Source organism: Aneurinibacillus thermoaerophilus (assembly GCF_900099925.1).
Classification (GTDB): Bacteria; Bacillota; Bacilli; order Aneurinibacillales; family Aneurinibacillaceae; genus Aneurinibacillus; species Aneurinibacillus thermoaerophilus.
Genome location: NZ_FNDE01000020.1, coordinates 12,961 through 31,139 on the forward strand (window position 1 = coordinate 12,961; position 18,179 = coordinate 31,139).

The following is an 18,179-nucleotide window of genomic DNA, read 5'->3' on the forward strand; positions in this document are numbered from 1 at the left end:
TTCCTTACAAAAACATAAAAGAAGAGTGCCCATGTCTGGACACTCTCGTCCTTCTTGAATCCTTTCTCCACGCATATACATGTTCTTCGCGTTGAAGAACCTTACGTGTATAGACAAGGCTCTCTCCCCAAACCGTTCATTCAAATAACCAGCTGCCGCCTGCGCCGCGAACCTGTTAATAATTAACCGCTGCGGCTCAGACGCGATCAAGCCATTTTAGAGGGAGCGATCCCGTCCTCAGCCTCCAGTATATCCGGGAAACGGCGTCAGAACGGTTTTTCCGTTCAATCTCAATCCGGCTGCCACTTGCCCCGTTTATCCGGCATTGGCTTAGCGCTGCCGCTCGTCCACCCACTCTTTCTCGTCGCCGGCATGCTTGCTCCCCCGGAAGTAGCCGATATGATCTTGGTCCGATTTACGTTCCCTACCGTAAACCTCCGCAAACTCCTCATCCCATCACCTCGCGATCCAACGCCCGGTACCGGATCGCTTCCGCCCTATCCAGGCTCCCCTCTATACGATGGTGCTGCACTTTACTACAGTTCGGATAGAAAACATCGTTCATGTTCTGCTCAACCGTCTGCTCGATTTGTTTGTTGTGGTTGTAGCTGCAGTTTCGGTTTAGGTGTCGATGTCGTACTTTTACCCGATCCCGGCTCGTTTTTCTTCACAACTTCAGCATGGAAACCATCTTCTTGGGCATAGTTTTCGATCGACCCAATGCCAACATCAGATTTTTGGGCTTTCGATTGGATCTCACGGTACTTGTCAACGTTTTGCCGTCAGGCAGGTAAACAGCGACTAGTGTCAGCTCTTTCTCCAGCGGATAGGGTATAGATTTTCTTTTTCCATGCGATGTGAATTCGGTTCAGTTTCGTATGACAATGTGGGCACACTTGGATTTCTGATCGGAAATAAGAGGTTTTCTCCGGTATCAATAGGTGACAAAAAAATCCTCGAGGAAAGGAAAATCCTGCATGTCAATTTGACTGCCTTAGAAAAAAATCCCCCCCTCTGTTCTTCTGATACCAGCTTAACAAGATAAGGGGTAATTACTCAAAAAACAATTATTGGGCTTTATAAGAACGTCATGTGGAGGATTTCACCACGTTGAATGTTCGGCACAATTGACTCCTTCTATACTTGATAAAAACGTTTGTATACATAATTCACGCAACTTTCTGTCATCCATTGAATATCCGTAGCTATTTATATACCTTGTACGAATATTTTTCACTCTTCTTTGTAACTCGCTAACAGATAATCGCTCACGAATTGCATCATCCATAACAGAAGCTAGTTCAACCATATCTTCAGCATGTGCACCATGACGCGTTATTTCGTTAACTCCAAGTCGTAAAGCTAATTTACCACGGAAGCTTGGAAGGGAATTATATACATTTACTCGTATCCCAACTTTGTAAAGTCTTTCACTAGCCTCATAAGAAGAAATGCCAGTATTATCAGTACTCAGCCATATTTGATGTCCGATAGTGTAACCACGTTCTTTTCCCTTAACATCGTATCCAAGATGATATAACTCATTAGCCAAAGTCTTTGCGTTACCTACAATTCGGTGTGCGTAATCAAAACCACCACAATTTTTAAATTCTAGCAAAGAGATAGCTAAACTTGCTACAGCTCCAAAATGATGGCTACTTACTATATAAGATTGAACCTCTTTGAACTTTTGCTCAATTTCTAAATTATTTGTAAAAAATACTGCCTTTTGAGGACCTGGAAAAGTTTTATGAGTAGACCCTCCGAAAGAGTCAATCCCCAGTACTAGGGGGTTTTTCATTACATTACCAAAAATCAAACCAAGCCAATGGCTTACATCGACATGAATGATTGTTTTGGGAGATGTCTCCTTTACTGACTGCACGAGTTTTTCTAGATCAATTGGAAAGAGGCAGTTTGATTGATCCACATATACAAGATGGACATCTCTTTCCAGTAATTGAGTTTTTAATAAATCAAAGTCAATACTGTGTTCATCCGGTCCAGTCATAAAATTCACTTTTAAGCCTAGACTTTCCGCAAGATCTTTAGTTGCAAAGTGCCCACCTTGTTCTGGCGAGACAGTTAAAATATTTGCTCCAATGCCACCACCTAGTGCTTTCAATACAATTAAGCCGCAATTTAAACCGGATAGAGGACGAAGATTTACATACTGTGCTTTTCCTAGTTCCTGCAATAATGGGATTGCTACTTCTGTTTCAAGTCGATGAACCTCTTGAGCTCCTCGAAAAAACCACTCGTTCCATTTTTGTTTGTCATTAAAAAAATAGCGATTATAAAGATCTAACAGGAGTGGCAACCTAGAAAGCGTAGTTGCTTCATTTTCACTCGGTACTAGATTTATTGTCTTGTACTTATTACTCTCACACTCACGTAACATGTCTACAATTTCATAGATATTCATGGGGGATCCTCCATTTGAAGTTTTTTTAATAACTCATCTCAAGATACCATAGTTAATATTTAATCCCCTACACTTTAATATCTTCCAAAATTATACAATCACTTTAAATCCTCTGCTATTTATTGATAACACAATTTATGCAAGTTCCAACCAAGTAGAGGCTCGTAAGATAGTCAACCAATACAGGTGAGGCTGTCCTTGATGTCTTGTCATCACAATTCTCGTTACTAAAAAGTTTATTCTTACCTTCACTATTTAAAAATTGTCTACAAATAACAGAAAGCATAAATATTAAAGAAGTAAATCTAAGTAGATAGTTTTATTCCAACCCCAACAATCGCTAAACGCGGCATTTCTATTTTCAATTTTCCAGACTGTTCGTATACTGCAATTTTAGAAACCCCAAAATCTTTATCAAGTCCTACCTTTTCGTAATCATATTGAAAAATTTCTTTAGCTCGTTCGTAGATAAAATTTAGGGCATTTTCCTCATTCATTTGCTCTTTTAGGCGATAAAGCCCATACATTTCCATAAGATATCTCGATAGATTTTTTCGTAACTCGGGTTCAGATTTACCGCTTATTATGAATGGGTCATAAACATAGTGGACATTAACTGATCTAAATTCAGCTTCAATAAGATAACTTGCAATCTCTTCCCTAGTAAAATGCGGTACATCGTGTCCAGTGTAAGAATATCGGTCAACTATCTCTTTAAACCATCTTGCTACTGGAGAACCTTCTTCAAAATCATGAAGAACAAAACGTCCACCATACTTTAAACCCTTCCTTGCAAACTATCAATCGCTGGGCTCTAGGAATATGATGCGTACCATATGCTAAAATAACACCATCCATGCTTCTGTCCTTTAAAAGTAATTGTTGAGCTGGTTGCCATAATGCAGGAATCCCGTACTCTACTGCACCTCTTATCATTTCTTCAGACAAATCGCTCGTCAATATATTAGGGATAGACGATTCAGGAAGTAATTGCTTTAAAGCTCTTACTAAAACACCATCCCCACCAAGAGCATCCAGTATAAGATCGTTGGGTAATAAATTCTCAAGGTTTTCTTCTGAAGCAACTAAACGAAATAAATTAAGAATACCAATCGCTCGTACAACCGGGATACGCTGCGCTAATCGATACACATCTCCACGTCCTCCTTCCTTTTGAGATTCAAAATCGGAATTGTTCTCTGCATAAAAGTGGATATCTGTCGCAACTCGTTTGATTCGTTCTAGATCTACACAATTAGCCAAAGAAGGAGAGATTTCTTTTAAACGAGCAAGTTGTTTCCAAAGCTTTTGCTCATTAGCAGAAGTATTAAGAACTTTAACATCCATGGTATTCACCTGCCTAAATATTTTATAAGTGAATTAATTTCTACTAAAACTTTTTTATGAGTATAAATTTAAAATTAAAGTGACACGTCTATTCTATAAAAAACTTTCTTTGTAATTGAAAATACATCTTTCCATCTCGAAGAACGCTAAAAAGCGATTGTTATAGAACAGATGTTAGGTATTAACAGGATTTTTAAATCCCGAATTGTCCTCTTAGCTTAGAGATTAATTTTAAGGACAACATCTTCGAATAATTCATGATTCAACCGAATTTTTCATCTAGAGTAGTGTTTACTGTATCTTCCTCAAGAAATTTGAAATATGGGAGAAGAATGCCGATAACGGCAGCAATAAACACCAAGCAGCCAATTGATAAGTAACTTAATCGAACACTATATCCCTCAGAAAAATGCCCTCCAAAATATACTCCTAATGGCATTACACTTCGGATTATTAATAATCGAACTGAAAAAACCTTCCCAAGCATCTCATTCGGAACACTGCGCTGATATATGCTTGTACTATGTACGTTAAAAAATGGAGTTGACATTCCAGCAATAATCTCAAGTACAACAGCTTGCCATATTTCATAAACAAAACTAAGTAGAACAAAAGAAAGTCCACCAATAGCAATAGCTCCCAACATAAAGCGGCGTCTATTTTCTGATATTTTTATACGCGGAACAAAGAAACTACCTACTAGATACCCTGCTGGAAAACCGGACAGAAATAATCCTAATTCGAAAGAGCTCCCGGCTAAATCATCCGTAACAAAAGGAACATTCAAAACCATCGTAACGCCTACAGCAAATTGAATGAATGCTGCAAAAAATCCTAGCCAAACTAGATGCTTTTGATTGAGAAAATAGGAAATACCGCCTTTTAACTCTTTAAACCAGGCTAATCTCACTTGTATGTTTTCCGAACTTTTCTCATGCACCCAAAGTAAAGAAGTAGCACTCAATAAAAAGCATAAACAAACGATATAGAGTGTATTTGTAACACCGATCACAACGGAGATGATACCACCTAGAGTTGGTGCAAGAATACTCATTAGTCGTACGGTACCATCTATATATGCATTTACATTAGTTAATTCATTTTTTTTAAATAGGGTAGGTGAGATTGCTAAACTTGCTGGCACATAAAGAGGTTGAATAATTCCGAGAACAAATTGAACAACAAAGAGATTCCAAACATGGATCTCGTCGAATAACAACATGAAAATCGGAACCAAAAACACAAGGCCACGAGACAACTGAGAGAAAACCATAATTTTTTTCCTACTCCAGATATCTATAAAAGGTCCAATTACAAGTTGTATCAGGAGTGAAGGAATAAAGTAAATAAGCCAGAGCGTACCCATCTCTATTTTCGAGCCCGTGAGATTATATAGAATTAGGGAGTTACAAAACGCCCCTAAAGCCCCTCCTAATTCAGAAACTGCCTGGCCAATCCAAAGAGCTAAGAAGGTTGGATTGGTGAAGAGTGAACGAGGTTTCAACTTTGCTACATTCCTTTCTCAAGTTAATTTAGCAACTGCTTCTCTAAAATAAGCGATGCGGAATCCTAAACTTAGCAGTCAGTTTTTGTTTGTAAAATCAATATAAAAATCATAAATATTCATGAAACAACTTAACAATGTCAAAACCACCATTTTTGGAATCATATGGATCCGGATAGAAAATGATAGGGGGCGAACGGACACTCGCTCCCCAATAGGCTTTTTGATTCTAAAGTATTGACAAGAATACATTCAAATTAATTCCATGGTATTTTCTCTTGTGTAGTCCCCTTACTTTGCGATGTTTGTCACAAAATCTTTCTATTACGAACTCCCATTCAACTTGTCATTATTTGATACTTGAAAATATTACGGCTGGAATTTTAACAAAAATTTTTTTAAGTTATTTTTAATAACTGAGAAATATCATCTAAGATTTCCTTTACTCGTTTAGAACTTCTATCTTTTACTATTATAAACGCGTCAGTGTCATCCATATTGAGTCTGTGCAATTTTGGTAATTGACCAATAGAAGGTAACTGCTGGTATACGATAGCCTCACCGTAAAGTTGTAATATCAGATCGAGGTTTTCTAATTTTTGGATCGGTTGATCTGTTTCAGCATTTATAAAAAGAATTCCAGTATGCCATGTTCTGTTCAATTCATGCTGACAGCTTCGGTAGATAAGATGTTCAGCCCATACTTGTTCCATAGATATACCCTGTGATAATCCCATTAGTAAGGGAATTTGAGCACCGGGTATACGCGCTCCCACTTCTCCAATTAATAAGCGTCCTTTGCGATCAATCATGTACTCAATATGAGCGAAAGAGTGGGTAATGTTCAGGGCCTCAATTGCTTTTTGACCATATATTCTGATCGCCTGATCCAATTCCTTTGGCAAGTCATGACGAATATAGATCCGTTGACCTCCCGGGCGAGCAGCTGTTTCCAAAACAAGTGGTTCGTAAACAGAAATGGTTCCAAAAACAACCTTTCCTCCAACGATTACTACGTCATAGCTTCCTTCTTGCTGGATATCAATAAACTCTTCAGCAAGGAATGGCTCTTCTAAAACATCGAGAAAATATTTTGCTTTTTCAACCGCTTCTTCTTCTGAGGTTATCCGAAAGACATTTCGAGAGCCAGCATTATTTAAAGGTTTGAAAATCATCGGATACCCATGTAATTGAACAAACTCCGTAAGATCGACAAGGTTGCTAATTTTCTTGTGTTTGGCGCATGGTACATCATGTTGTACAAAGCAGTCTTTCATTACGTCTTTGTAACGAGTGGGAACAATTTGAGCAACCGTTGATCCAGGAATCTGGAATACTTCACGAAGGTAAGCCACATTTTCTATATAAAACTCATAGGGCGTTTCGATCTGTTCAACTGGATATTGTTCAATTACCTGTCTGAAAACCTGATGTAATTCCTCATATACACGGGCATTAGCTTCAAAACAAATAACATTTTCTCGCTTATTATCTAATTCGATTACGTCAGGTCCAATCCAGATTATTTCAGGACATAAAAGTGCAGCTGCGTTAACGTATTTTTGGTAAACAGGAGGTGCTACGATAACAAGCGTGTTCATGATTTAATCCGATCCTCAATCATTTGAACATAATATTTCACACTCCCCTCTGGATCGATGGTGAATCCACTTTTTTCATGCCCTGGCCAGATTGACAGAGCAGAATTAACTTCAATGATTATAGGCCCATCAGGTCCCTCAATCAAATCAATTGGAGCATAATCGAGACCTAACGCACTAACCGCACTTAATGCAATATCTTCTAGTTCTTTTGTTAATTCATATTTCCGTAATTTCTTACCTTCATTTATATCCTTAGTTCGCCAAGTATTTGGAAAACAATCGAGGGCCCAAATGGAAACTACTTTGTCTCCAACTACATTAATGCGTAGGTCATATCCAGGATTAGAAACATATTGCTGTGCGCATAGAACTTTATAGTTTTGGATAAGATGCCATACCTCAATCTCTTGAAAAATACTTAAAACATCAGCAATTTCATCCCCGTACCGAAATTCGTTTAAAATTAAGCGCTTGATATCAATCGATGCATGTCCGGAAAGGGGTTTAAGGATAATATCTTTCCACTCTTTTAAACAACTACCGACTTGGTCTACCGAACTGACCATCCGTGTTGAAGGAACACGGATGCCGGCCCGTTGAAGTACGTTTGCCGCATATACCTTGTTACTCGCTTTTCGTACCGCCTGTGGTGAGTTTAAAATTGTCATTCCTTGCTGTTCTAGTAATTCAAGTGCATCAAACAGATATAACCGATCTCCTAATGTATATCTTGAACGAATTCTTGATTCAAACATAGCCACCTTAGGAAGTTCTCTCTTAATTCCTTGATAAAAAAATTCGAAAGGAGCTGCTACTACTTCAACTTGATCCCAATCCCAGACCTCTGCCTTGTATCCTAGCTTTGATATTTCCTCAACAAGTTTGTTTTCAGCCCAAGCAAAAGGTCTCTTGCTAAAAAAAACAAAATCCATAAAGAGCCTCCTAATTTTGTTGATAAAGCTCGACTTTCAATTCATTGAGTATCGTCTCAAGTGTATTAATAACAAAATTTAACTGCTCATTCGTAATGCAAAGTGGAGGAGTTAAGCACAATACATTGACTTGGTGACCACCATTCAATAGAAGTACACCCTTTTTCATAGCCCTGCGTATAATTTCCCAGCAGAGTTCTGGTGCTGCTTCTTTGGTATCTCGATCCTTGACTAGCTCAATCCCTACCATCAAGCCATTTCCACGTATATCACCGACATTAGGGTGAGCACCGATTCGATTTCTTAACTCCTTTTGTAGATACAATCCATCATAGTGACTCTTTTCAACTAAGTTTGAATTTAGCAACTCTTTTATGGATGCCATGGCAATTACTGATCCCAACGGGTTTCCTTGGAACGTACTAGTATGAATGGGCTCTCCATTATACTGTCCCCACGCTTTGTCCATTACTTCCTGTTTAGCTGCACAAACGGATATTGGATAACCAGAAGAAAGCCCTTTCCCGATGGTCATAATGTCTGGTATCACTCCGCTATGAAGGAAGGAGAACATCTTACCTGTACGTCCGAAGCCTGTTAGTATCTCATCAAAAATTAATAACACATTGTTACGATCACAGATTTCACGCAAACCTTGAAGAAACTTCTGTGAAGCAACTACCACTCCTCCTCGTCCCTGAATTGGTTCAATAATAACGGCCGCCACATCTTCTACTCCTGAGGCAGTATTTTCAATCATATCCTGAACTGTTTTTAAACAAGTAAGCTTGCAGGTATCAACTTGTTCACCATAAGGACACCGATAACAGTAAGGATAGGGTGCAAATGCAGTCGATTTCTTTGTTTCATTTTTAAAAGGTCTTCGGAAATGATGACGTGCTGTTACTTCAATACTTTTTGCCCCCATCCCGTGATACGCTCCATAAAACGCAATATAACCACTCTTTCCTGTTGCTAGATTTGCGGTTTTTAGGGCACTGTCAACTGCATCCGATCCATTAACCGACACGATCATTTTAGCATTTGGAATAGGTATAATTTTTTGAATAAATTCCATAAACTCGATTTTTCTTATGTTTGCATGGAAATCACCCATTCCTTGCAACATTTCCTCAATCTGCTTGCTAACAGCAGCCTGAACAGCGGGATGAGTATGTCCGATGTTTGCAACATTCAAACCGGCAGCCATGTCAATGTATTGATTTCCATCTACATCAATTATGTTCGCGCCTGTTGTTCTTTCCCAAACAATCGTTATTTCATTATCTGTATTTGTCAAGTTGGGTGCTTCTAATTCCCGAAGTTTGCTAAGGAGTTGTTGCGATTTGGGCCCAGGAATTGTTGTTTTAATAACAGGCAGCCCATGATTTGTGTTAGATCTCATCTAGGTACCTCCATTTTGTATTTTCAACAAACCACTGCTGGGCTTTACTTATATTGTCACGTAACTCTACTTCTGTATTCGCCATAACAATCATGTTGGCAATGGAATCAACACAGCTTTTAGCTCCGTTGTAAACCATTCCAGGCTTTCCTGTGACTTGGTACTCAACTACAAAATCAAAAGGTACTTCAGATGGAACATATACCAATTCACCAGCTTGAGGTTTACATAAGATCCACCCTCCAAGCTTACGTAAAGACGGTTGTGTATTAGCAGGAAGGTCACATTGTAGACGTAAAACAGAGCAATTTAAATTTACTCCTAAAGTGTATTCAATTGTCTTATTAACACGTGCCCATCCGGTACGACTTGCTATTTCACAGATGAGCAATTCGCCATTTGGCTTTTCAAATACTTCTAAATGGAAAGTAAACGTCTTTGGAGAAGGCATCAATCCAATAACCTTACTTGTGAGATTTACCAATCGTTGAAAAACTGGGTTTTCTTGCTCCAACATATGACTCGAATGAAAGTCGGTATCTAACCAATATCGATTAAGTGTGTGGTAAGTGGATGGCCAACAAAGTTTTATTTCTCCATCGTTTACCAATCCATCAATGTGATATAATTTTCCCTCAATATATTTCTCAGCCAACATATTAGGTCGAAAATGATGTGTAAGCCATTCCTCTAATTCAGTAGAATCACGGATTATTGAAACTCCGATTGAAGCGACAAGATCACGAGGTTTTACGATAACGGGATAGTTATGTTCCTTGACAAATGACAATAAGTCGAGCGGTGAATTTATTAACCTAAAATCCGGAACAGGTATTCCTTTTTTTCTCATATACTGTTTCATAATTAATTTATCTCGATAAGTAACGGCGCTCTCTACACTCTGTCCCTCAATACCAAAGAGTTCACGAAGCTGTGCCGCTCGAATCAAATCCAATTCGTCAAGAGCCAGTATTCGCTTGATATGGTGTCTCTCGTTTAAAAGAATAGCTTCTCTTTCGACATTCCCATTATTGCTATAATTTTTAAAAGAAAAAATTGATGAATATTGTTGTCGATTAAACGAATTTGAAATTTCACCATTCACAAATAGAATGAGTTGGTCTTTTATCTCCGGAAGCCATTCATGGTATGGCATCTCCGCTTGATGAGCATAACTAAGAACGAGATATGTCATGATTAGCTCCTTCTACCTGGTAATTTAATTAATGTACTTTACTTGAATTTAGCCTAAAAAAACAGTTGAAACTATTTTAGAAACAGATAGTCATAGAATTCGTTATAGAACCATTTCATATGTTCTATAGAAGTTTTTGCGCCATTTTCAATTTGTTTCAAACTTTCTTCATCTTCATAAGAACTTAAAAGATTTCTAATAGAACCATAATGCTCTTCTTCGACTTCCTCAATATGGATCTTCCAGAAATTTAAGTCATATCCTCTTTCTTCAAGACCTATTAAAATACTTTTATACATGGGAATGGTTAATAATTCGTTACCTGGCCCCATATATCCGAAGGCTTCAAGGTAAGTTGCATTCTTATAAAAGTCTAAAGCCAAACGGTTGTATTCAAAAATAAAATCCTCAGCTGGTATAGCAGGTGTACCAAATGCGGTTAACTCAACATCAGGGATCACACTCTTCAAATAAGTATTATAGAGTTCACCATGACCCATACCTGCTACACCCCTGCCGCATTCATCATATAAATTTTCAACAATTGGTGCCCACCATTTATCGCATGGAGGAGCACATGCTATTGTTGCACCCAATAGTTGATGGAAATAACATCTGTGATGACCATATTGAATACTAAACTTTGCAATCTGTTCATCGGTCAGTTTACGTTGACTAAATGCAGAATAGAAAGGTCCATTTATGACTTGTTCATCAAACATTTTTGCAATTTCGTTTTCAAGTATAAGATAGGCATTAGATACAGTGTTTACATTCATCGAACTCAACCTCCGTTAATTTATCGATTTGTAATTTTTTCTGGATTTAAATCATGATTAAACAGTCTATGTTCCGCTACTTGTTTCCAACGAGTACCTTCTTTACCCCAGTTTACATAAGGGTCAATACTTATCCCGCCACGAGGAAGGAATTTACCCCAGACTTCAATATATTTTGGTTCCAACAGATTAATGAGATCTTTCATTATTTTATTAACACAATCTTCATGAAAGTCCCCATGATTTCGAAAACTAAATAAATACAACTTTAAAGACTTACTTTCTACTAGCCTTTTATCTGGTACATAACTAATATGAATCGTTGCAAAGTCTGGTTGCTTAGTTATTGGGCAAAGACTGGTGAATTCTGGACAGTTAAATTTGACGAAATAGTCAACATCTGGGTGAAGATTTTCAAAACTCTCCAACAAATCAGGGCAATAATTACTTGGATATTCGACGTTTTGATTTCCCAATAGCGTGATTTCTGTTTCAGTGTGAATATCTCGCAATTTAATCACTCCTTTTCATAAAACATTATTTAGTTTTTATAAGGTCTAAGACCTTATGAACTAACTCATTATCTTCAGTAAAAATACCAAGAGTCTCCGTTGTTACGTTTTTTGCACCTGGTTTCTGAACTCCTCTTATAGTCATACAAAAATGTTCTGCTTCTATCACTACCATAACTCCTAAAGGATTAAGCACCTCAAACATGGTTTTAGCAACTTGAAATGTTAACCTTTCTTGTAATTGAAGCCTCCTGTCATAAGCTTCCAGCATCCTTGCAATTTTACTTAATCCAACCACAAAACCGTTAGGTATGTAGGCAATATGAGCAACCCCAAAAAAAGGTACCATGTGATGCTCACAATGAGAGTAAAATGAAATATCTTTTACCAATACTAACTCCCTGTGATCCTCTTTAAACGTTTTTCGCAAATACGAACTAGGATCTTCTTTATAACCTTTAAAAATTTCATCATACATCTTTATGACTCTTTTAGGAGTTTCAATTAAGCCCTCTCTTTCTGGAATTTCTCCAATGTATTGAAGAATTAATTTAATATTTTCTTCTAAATCTACATTGAGTACTGTGTGGTTCATTTTAATTTTCCAACTCCTCGCTGTATCTTACAAAGACTTCATTGGTTTCCTGTACTTCAACCCACTTTACTTTGGGTTGATTTATTTTCATTAAACAGAGATCTTTTATGATTGAATAAAATACTTCTGCAACTTTTTCAGTAGACGGTGCAGATCCACCTTGGTCAACATCGAATTCTGGGAAATCATTTAATAAATAATGATCGTATTTATCCTCAATCGAGTGCTTAACATCACGAAAATCTATTAACATTCCTTTATCATCTAACTTTGATCCTTCGATACAAAAAGTAACTTTATAATTATGTCTGTGAATTCTATCACACTTACCAGCATTTGGTACACGATGTGCACAAGCAATCCAGAAATGTTTAACGAGATGGTATTTTTGTTTCATGAAATTTCTCCTTTAATTCCAAACAATAGATTTTTCATAGTCAATGGGATCTATGATCTTATTTTCTTGGAATCCTTTAATACGTAAACGACAGCTATCACATCTCGCACAAGCTAGTTCTTTACCTTGATAACAAGATGTTGTTAGATGGTAAGGAACGCCCAACTCAAGTCCTTTTTTGATAATCTCAGCTTTTGTCATATTAATTAATGGAGTTTCTATTTTGATATTCATTCCAGTTACTCCATTTTTGGTCGCTAGATTGATTGTTTTTGACATCGATTGAATAAATTCTGGACGACAATCCGGATAACCGCTGTAATCTAATGAATTGACACCGAGAAATAAAGCTGATGCTGAAATTACTTCCGCATATGCTGTTGCCAATGCTATGAAAATCAAATTACGTGCAGGGACATAAGTATTTGGAATTTCGTCTGTTAACCCTGAAGTTGGAACATCCAAGCTTATATCTGTCAAGGAACTTCCCCCTATTTGCCTTAACCAATCTAAATTAATTACTTTATGACTCCTTTTATCATAATATTCAGACATTTTAATAGCACTTTCAACCTCACGTGAATGTCTTTGACCGTAATGGAAAGTAATTGGATACAATTCGTACCCTTCATCTTTTGCAATTCCCATACAGGTTGCACTATCCAACCCACCGCTTAATATAACAACTGCTTTCTTCATTTTCATACCTCCTATACCCCTCTTTTATTAGGGTCCCAAATAATTTTGTGTAGTTGAAGACTAACCTTAACATTTACCAATTGATTTGATAACACGAGATTTACCAATTTATCAGGTGGCATAGTTTCCCATACAGGGCTAAATAGAACTGTTCCTTTTTTATACAACTTCTTTAAAATCCTTGTAGCCACCTCAAAATCATTAGAATCGCTAATTACAAATTTAACCTCGTCATTATCTTGCAAATAATAAAAGTTTTCTAAAATCATCTTTTTCATTTCACCACTACTTGGTAGTTTGTAATCTAAGATGAAGCGTATCTTCTTCTTGAAATTTGGGTGACTTTCTCGAAATCTACAAACCTCACTAATGTTAATCGCGCCATTTGTCTCAATGTGAATATCCTCTATATAATCGATCTCCGCTAATGCTTTTAAAAGCATCAACGATCTTTCCTCATGTATCAGAGGTTCTCCACCCGTTAAACAAATATGTTTATTCGGAAATCTTTTAACTTGCTCTACGATTTCTCCTATCGTAGCTGTAAATTCAGGTTTGTAAGGTGCATAACTATACTTTGTGTCACACCAGGTACATCTAAGATTACAATTAAATACTCTTACAAATGTCGTGGGGAATCCTGCTCTAGTTCCCTCCCCTTCAACTGTTTGAAAAATTTCAACCATGGGTATTTTCATATCGTATTGAATGCCGCTCGTTCCTAACATATTTGATCAAATCCTTAAAATACTAGATATTAAGACTCTAAATATTGAATGACTTATGTTAATTAGTTCGAAACATACAATATGGAGAAATACAAATATGTAATATATCCTTACATTTTACTAAATATGGATTTTTGTGTGACAGTAGCCCTACCTGCTCATCATGAAGGAAGATCTGCAGAACTTTTATGAACTTGTACAGAAAACATTAAAAGCAATAAATATTATTGTTATCAGCGCTCCTTTTAGATACGGGTACGACAAGAATCGATTAATTGTGTGCGACCGTAATGATGACTTTTTAATTCAGCTCTTCCGACACTACTAACGTGCTGCATGAGTGGTAATAAGAAGCTATTTGTTTGAATGAAACAAAATGGTATGAGCCAACGTACGCTGAATATACGACTTTACCACCAATGAAGAAACTAAGAATTACTCAATGATCTTCTTCGTTTACACCTAGACCACGTTAGATCCCTCCAATAGAAAGGGTCTTGGGTCGTACTTTTTGTTACAATTCTTCCTGATACAAAAACGAATAACATGCATAAATGAGTCAGCGCTTCCCCAATAAAAATAGCCGAAGAATACTCTACTACCACTAACACAAAAATCATGACAACGACACAAAATACTAATTAATTTCCTTGTTTTTCGATCTACTACAAAATATACCAATATATAGATGGTTTGAAAATAATTTTATTTCGACACTTTTCTTGGGTAATTGTAGAAATAATCGGATTTTTGTAAAAAATGCAGAAACAATCCGCGTTCCACACCTTTTTCTTTAGCCCCCCTTCTCCTTCCTTAAAGGGGGGCTAATACTTTATTTTTCTTGAACAGGTGACGGTTAGAGTTTACGGGTGCTTGATCATCTATGTGCAGTTAGGCCATCTCCTTGAGGATGAATCTCTGCTCCCGTATGAGCTTATCAAAATCAACTCCCAGTCCCTGCAATATAGATAATAGTGCCTCCTCGGAAAGGTCACAGGGGTGATGTAATTTTCCACAGTTAGACATTCTCCCATGTCCTCTACAATCGCACCATCAACTGATAAAAAGTTACGAGTCTTTGTCCATTCTGAGCAGTTATGAAAGTCATACGTACCAGATGTGCCCTGGATAATTATTGAACATACATCGTAACTCTCAGAAATGTACGCACTTTCCTCATCGGAAGCAAACAGAACCATTTCCGGATCGTAGATCACTGTCCAGTTCATATAATGGGCGACAGCTTTGAATGTGAGATTCTTCTCACAAACTGAAACTCATCCCATGTTGCCTCTTGTTCATTATGAGTAACCCAATAAAATGGCAAACAGTTCGGAATCATTGGGCGAATGTCACACTTCACCATTATCAGGCTTACACTAAGGCTCAAACCGTATTCCCCCTCAAAGCAAAAGGCAATAAATTCAATCCTTTTATTAGGTTCATTTTCTTGGTTGGTAATCTCACACTGGGCAAGCCCCGTGGATTCCTGTTTCATCGACCTCGCAACCAACGATCTTCACAGGCGTTTCTTTTCCCTCTGTCCGAGGGTACTGTGTTTTATGCAAAATCCAGGATTTCTAATCCTCCACGTTCATTGTTAAGAGATGTGTTGTAGTCCCACTAATTGTCGGTTGCATGATTCACAGACATATGTTGATCAAGTCCAGATTTGTGTGTAAATTCCCCTCGGTTAGAGAAATAAATTAGCCAATGCGAGTCACTTTAGACATCGCTTTTGTTGCCTGAGTTTCTCGCCATTCCAAATACTCTGCCATATCGAGATATTTTTTGCCGCTTGCCCATTTTTCGTCTATCTCCATAAGCAAAGCCCCGATCAGGCGAATAACAGATTCACGGTTAGGAAAAATGCGAATGACACTCCCGTCGGCGAATTTCTTCGTTGAGTCGCTCCATGCCATTTGTTGTCCGAAGTCGTTTGCGGTACTTTTCAGGGAGTAGAAGAACGGCTGTGGCATCATCAAAACCATTCTCTAAAACGGAAATCGCCTTTGAAGCTTTGGCCTCATACGTTTCCACCGTTTGTTGCAACAACAACCGTGCGGTCTCAAGATCAGGAGCATCCAAAATCGCACGAACACGGGGATACAACTCCTCTTGCAGCTGCTTGGGCGTGGCATCGAGGATATTTCGCATAAAATGAGTCTGACACCGTTGCCACGTCACCCCTTGAAAATGGGTTCGAATACACAGTTCGGAAACAGTTGACTTAGAGAACTCGGTTCCACACAGTTCCTCCGTGATTTGGGCAATTTTTCGAGTTGATACCCCATTCACCACCATCTCCATGAGGGCTAAAACCAAGGCTTGTTCACTTCGCTGATAGCGGGCAAACATTTCTGTCGAGAACTTTCCATTTCGAATCCGTGGCACCCGAAGGGTGATCGTTCCCACCCGCGTCGTCAGTTGATGAGGATATGTACCGTTTCGATAACCTTGGCGTTCATCTGTACGTTCGTACGGTTCCGCAGACAGTTGTTCCGTAGCCTGGGCTTGCAACACCTGATTCAATACCGATTCCAGCAGCTTGGCCACCCCCGAATCCTGCGAATTTCCGAGAAAAAGTTGCTGCAAAAGCTGCGAATCTACAGTAATCTGGTATTGAGCCATTTTCAAAATCCCCTCTCCTGGAATGTTTTCTGGTCAACTTCATTCTAACCGAGGGTATTTGAAATGGCTCTCTTAATTTTAAAGAGACTGTTTTTACACAATTATATGGACTCAACTCCAAAAATGGATATCCGCACTTTTAGTATACATAATATTTTTATGGTTTTATTTTAGTTCTCTCTCTTTTCTTTTGGCTCTGCTAGACTCATTATTGATATCCGGTTAGTAGCAAAAATGTGAATTTCTTTCGCTTTGCTATGTCCTATAATCTCGGTTATAGAAACAAATTTTTCCACTTCATTTAACAGGTACAAACGGGGGATATTTTGGGCTTTTATTCTTCTCACTCTTCCTTTCAGACCACATATCTTAAATACAGGAAATAGACTAATACCTTGGAGGGAAGAATATGACTGAAGATAGACAGCAGCAGTGGCATCATGGACAGCAATGGCACCCTGGACAGCAATGGCACCCTGGACAGCAATGGCATCATGGACAGCAGTGGCATCATGGACAGCAATGGCACCCTGGACAGCAGTGGCATCATGGACAGCAGTGGCACCCTGGACAGCAGTGGCATCATGGACAGCAATGGCACCCTGGACAGCAATGGCACCCTGGACAGCAATGGCATCATGGACAGCAGTGGCATCATGGACAGCAATGGCACCCTGGACAGCAGTGGCATCATGGACAGCAGTGGCATCATGGACAGCAATGGCATCGTGAGCAGCAAGAATAAATATCCTGAGTAGAAAGGTCATCAGTATTTGCCTTGGTAGTAGCATTACTATGAACCATACGGAGAACACTATCGCTTTTGTTCTTAATTTTAGAATAAAGGAATTTCGATAGCATTCATGATAGTACACTCATCGACAACGAAGTTAGACTTTGTCTACAAACTGAAAATCCCCGAATTCGGGGATTTTCACTTTATTGACAAAACGTTGCTTTTTCTTGAGCTATCATACCGAGACTTTTCTCAATCGCGTTAAGAACGATATCAATTTGCTCGTACAAAATAACTGCAGGTGGCTCGATCCGGATAATGGTCGCATTGTTACCCATACTTTCTGGCACTTGCTCATTTTGCGCTGAAATACCTTTCTACCAGCGAACAAGGCAATTTCCGACACAGTCGCATCGGGATTTTTAAAGAAAGACACATCAGGAAAGACAGGTTGTGTGAAGTAAGAGCCGAAAATAACTCCATCTACTAGAGCAATGAGAAAAATCGCTTTGGGAATGGTTTTGGTTGGCTCGGGTGTTTCCTCAGAATATGTGGTAACAGCCAACTTATAAAATTTTATACATTGTAAACTTTTTTATACATACAAAAACGCATTATGTATAAAAAAATTTACATAATTATCAAAAAACATTGGTATGGATTTTGCGATAACAAGATAATGAATAAAAA

20 protein-coding genes are annotated in these 18,179 nt (G+C 38.2%); 1 reads left to right on the plus strand and 19 read right to left on the minus strand.

Features of this window, described 5'->3' with window-relative positions:
* Positions 1-290 precede the first annotated feature (290 nt).
* The 18 genes from BLR88_RS19560 to BLR88_RS11055 all read right to left on the minus strand — a co-directional run bounded on the left by BLR88_RS19560 (position 291) and on the right by BLR88_RS11055 (position 16,753).
* Complete coding sequence (locus BLR88_RS19560) at positions 291-443, minus strand: hypothetical protein (RefSeq protein WP_156424065.1); 153 nt, start codon at positions 441-443, stop codon at positions 291-293.
* A gap of 659 nt (positions 444-1,102) precedes the next feature.
* Positions 1,103-2,425 (minus strand): PLP-dependent aminotransferase family protein, encoded by a 1,323-nt coding sequence (locus tag BLR88_RS10980; RefSeq protein WP_057899103.1) that lies wholly within the window; start codon positions 2,423-2,425, stop codon positions 1,103-1,105.
* Between the two features lie 305 nt (positions 2,426-2,730).
* A complete protein-coding gene (locus BLR88_RS10985; protein WP_091260672.1) occupies positions 2,731-2,958 on the minus strand; it encodes a hypothetical protein in 228 nt (75 codons plus the stop codon).
* Between the two features lie 217 nt (positions 2,959-3,175).
* Positions 3,176-3,772: a class I SAM-dependent methyltransferase gene (locus BLR88_RS10990; RefSeq protein WP_091260674.1), complete on the minus strand. Its 597-nt coding sequence runs from the start codon at positions 3,770-3,772 to the stop codon at positions 3,176-3,178.
* A 262-nt stretch (positions 3,773-4,034) separates the two neighbouring features.
* Positions 4,035-5,276: an MFS transporter gene (locus BLR88_RS10995; protein ID WP_057899105.1), complete on the minus strand. Its 1,242-nt coding sequence runs from the start codon at positions 5,274-5,276 to the stop codon at positions 4,035-4,037.
* Positions 5,277-5,674: 398 nt separating this feature from the next.
* Positions 5,675-6,877, minus strand: a complete 1,203-nt coding sequence (locus tag BLR88_RS11000; RefSeq protein WP_057899106.1) for an ATP-grasp domain-containing protein — start codon at positions 6,875-6,877, stop codon at positions 5,675-5,677.
* Entirely contained in the window at positions 6,874-7,812 is a 939-nt protein-coding gene (locus BLR88_RS11005) for an ATP-grasp domain-containing protein (RefSeq protein WP_057899107.1), read from the minus strand. The genes BLR88_RS11000 and BLR88_RS11005 overlap by 4 nt, the downstream gene beginning before the upstream one ends.
* Positions 7,813-7,822: 10 nt before the next feature.
* Complete coding sequence (locus tag BLR88_RS11010; RefSeq protein WP_057899108.1) at positions 7,823-9,217, minus strand: aspartate aminotransferase family protein; 1,395 nt, start codon at positions 9,215-9,217, stop codon at positions 7,823-7,825.
* Positions 9,207-10,412, minus strand: coding sequence for an ATP-grasp domain-containing protein (locus tag BLR88_RS11015; RefSeq protein ID WP_057899109.1), 1,206 nt, complete (start codon positions 10,410-10,412; stop codon positions 9,207-9,209). The genes BLR88_RS11010 and BLR88_RS11015 overlap by 11 nt, the downstream gene beginning before the upstream one ends.
* A gap of 71 nt (positions 10,413-10,483) precedes the next feature.
* Complete coding sequence (locus BLR88_RS11020; RefSeq protein WP_057899110.1) at positions 10,484-11,191, minus strand: iron-containing redox enzyme family protein; 708 nt, start codon at positions 11,189-11,191, stop codon at positions 10,484-10,486.
* A 20-nt stretch (positions 11,192-11,211) separates the two neighbouring features.
* Positions 11,212-11,703 carry a preQ(1) synthase gene (gene queF / locus BLR88_RS11025; RefSeq protein ID WP_057899111.1) on the minus strand — a complete coding sequence of 164 codons (492 nt, stop codon included), beginning with the start codon at positions 11,701-11,703 and terminating at the stop codon, positions 11,212-11,214.
* A gap of 25 nt (positions 11,704-11,728) precedes the next feature.
* Positions 11,729-12,298 carry a GTP cyclohydrolase I FolE gene (gene folE, locus BLR88_RS11030; RefSeq protein ID WP_057899112.1) on the minus strand — a complete coding sequence of 190 codons (570 nt, stop codon included), beginning with the start codon at positions 12,296-12,298 and terminating at the stop codon, positions 11,729-11,731.
* 1 nt (position 12,299) lies between these two features.
* Positions 12,300-12,695, minus strand: coding sequence for a 6-carboxytetrahydropterin synthase (locus BLR88_RS11035; protein WP_091260676.1), 396 nt, complete (start codon positions 12,693-12,695; stop codon positions 12,300-12,302).
* 12 nt (positions 12,696-12,707) lie between these two features.
* The gene (gene queC, locus BLR88_RS11040) at positions 12,708-13,394 is read right to left on the minus strand and encodes a 7-cyano-7-deazaguanine synthase QueC (RefSeq protein ID WP_091260678.1); all 687 of its coding nucleotides are present in this window, start codon (positions 13,392-13,394) and stop codon (positions 12,708-12,710) included.
* Positions 13,395-13,405: 11 nt separating this feature from the next.
* Positions 13,406-14,122: a 7-carboxy-7-deazaguanine synthase QueE gene (locus BLR88_RS11045; RefSeq protein WP_091260680.1), complete on the minus strand. Its 717-nt coding sequence runs from the start codon at positions 14,120-14,122 to the stop codon at positions 13,406-13,408.
* 1,225 nt (positions 14,123-15,347) lie between these two features.
* Positions 15,348-15,620, minus strand: coding sequence for a hypothetical protein (locus tag BLR88_RS11050; RefSeq protein ID WP_057899116.1), 273 nt, complete (start codon positions 15,618-15,620; stop codon positions 15,348-15,350).
* Between the two features lie 208 nt (positions 15,621-15,828).
* Complete coding sequence (locus tag BLR88_RS20565) at positions 15,829-16,044, minus strand: transposase (protein WP_409359895.1); 216 nt, start codon at positions 16,042-16,044, stop codon at positions 15,829-15,831.
* Entirely contained in the window at positions 15,983-16,753 is a 771-nt protein-coding gene (locus tag BLR88_RS11055; RefSeq protein ID WP_408863342.1) for a transposase, read from the minus strand. The genes BLR88_RS20565 and BLR88_RS11055 overlap by 62 nt, the downstream gene beginning before the upstream one ends.
* A 409-nt stretch (positions 16,754-17,162) precedes the next feature.
* Here BLR88_RS11055 and BLR88_RS19025 point away from each other — a divergent pair, with 409 nt between their 5' ends.
* Entirely contained in the window at positions 17,163-17,498 is a 336-nt protein-coding gene (locus BLR88_RS19025) for a hypothetical protein (protein WP_139184961.1), read from the plus strand.
* Positions 17,499-17,692: 194 nt separating this feature from the next.
* Here BLR88_RS19025 and BLR88_RS20395 read toward each other — a convergent pair whose 3' ends face one another.
* Positions 17,693-17,827 (minus strand): hypothetical protein, encoded by a 135-nt coding sequence (locus BLR88_RS20395; protein WP_302846665.1) that lies wholly within the window; start codon positions 17,825-17,827, stop codon positions 17,693-17,695.
* Positions 17,828-18,179: the final 352 nt, after the last annotated feature.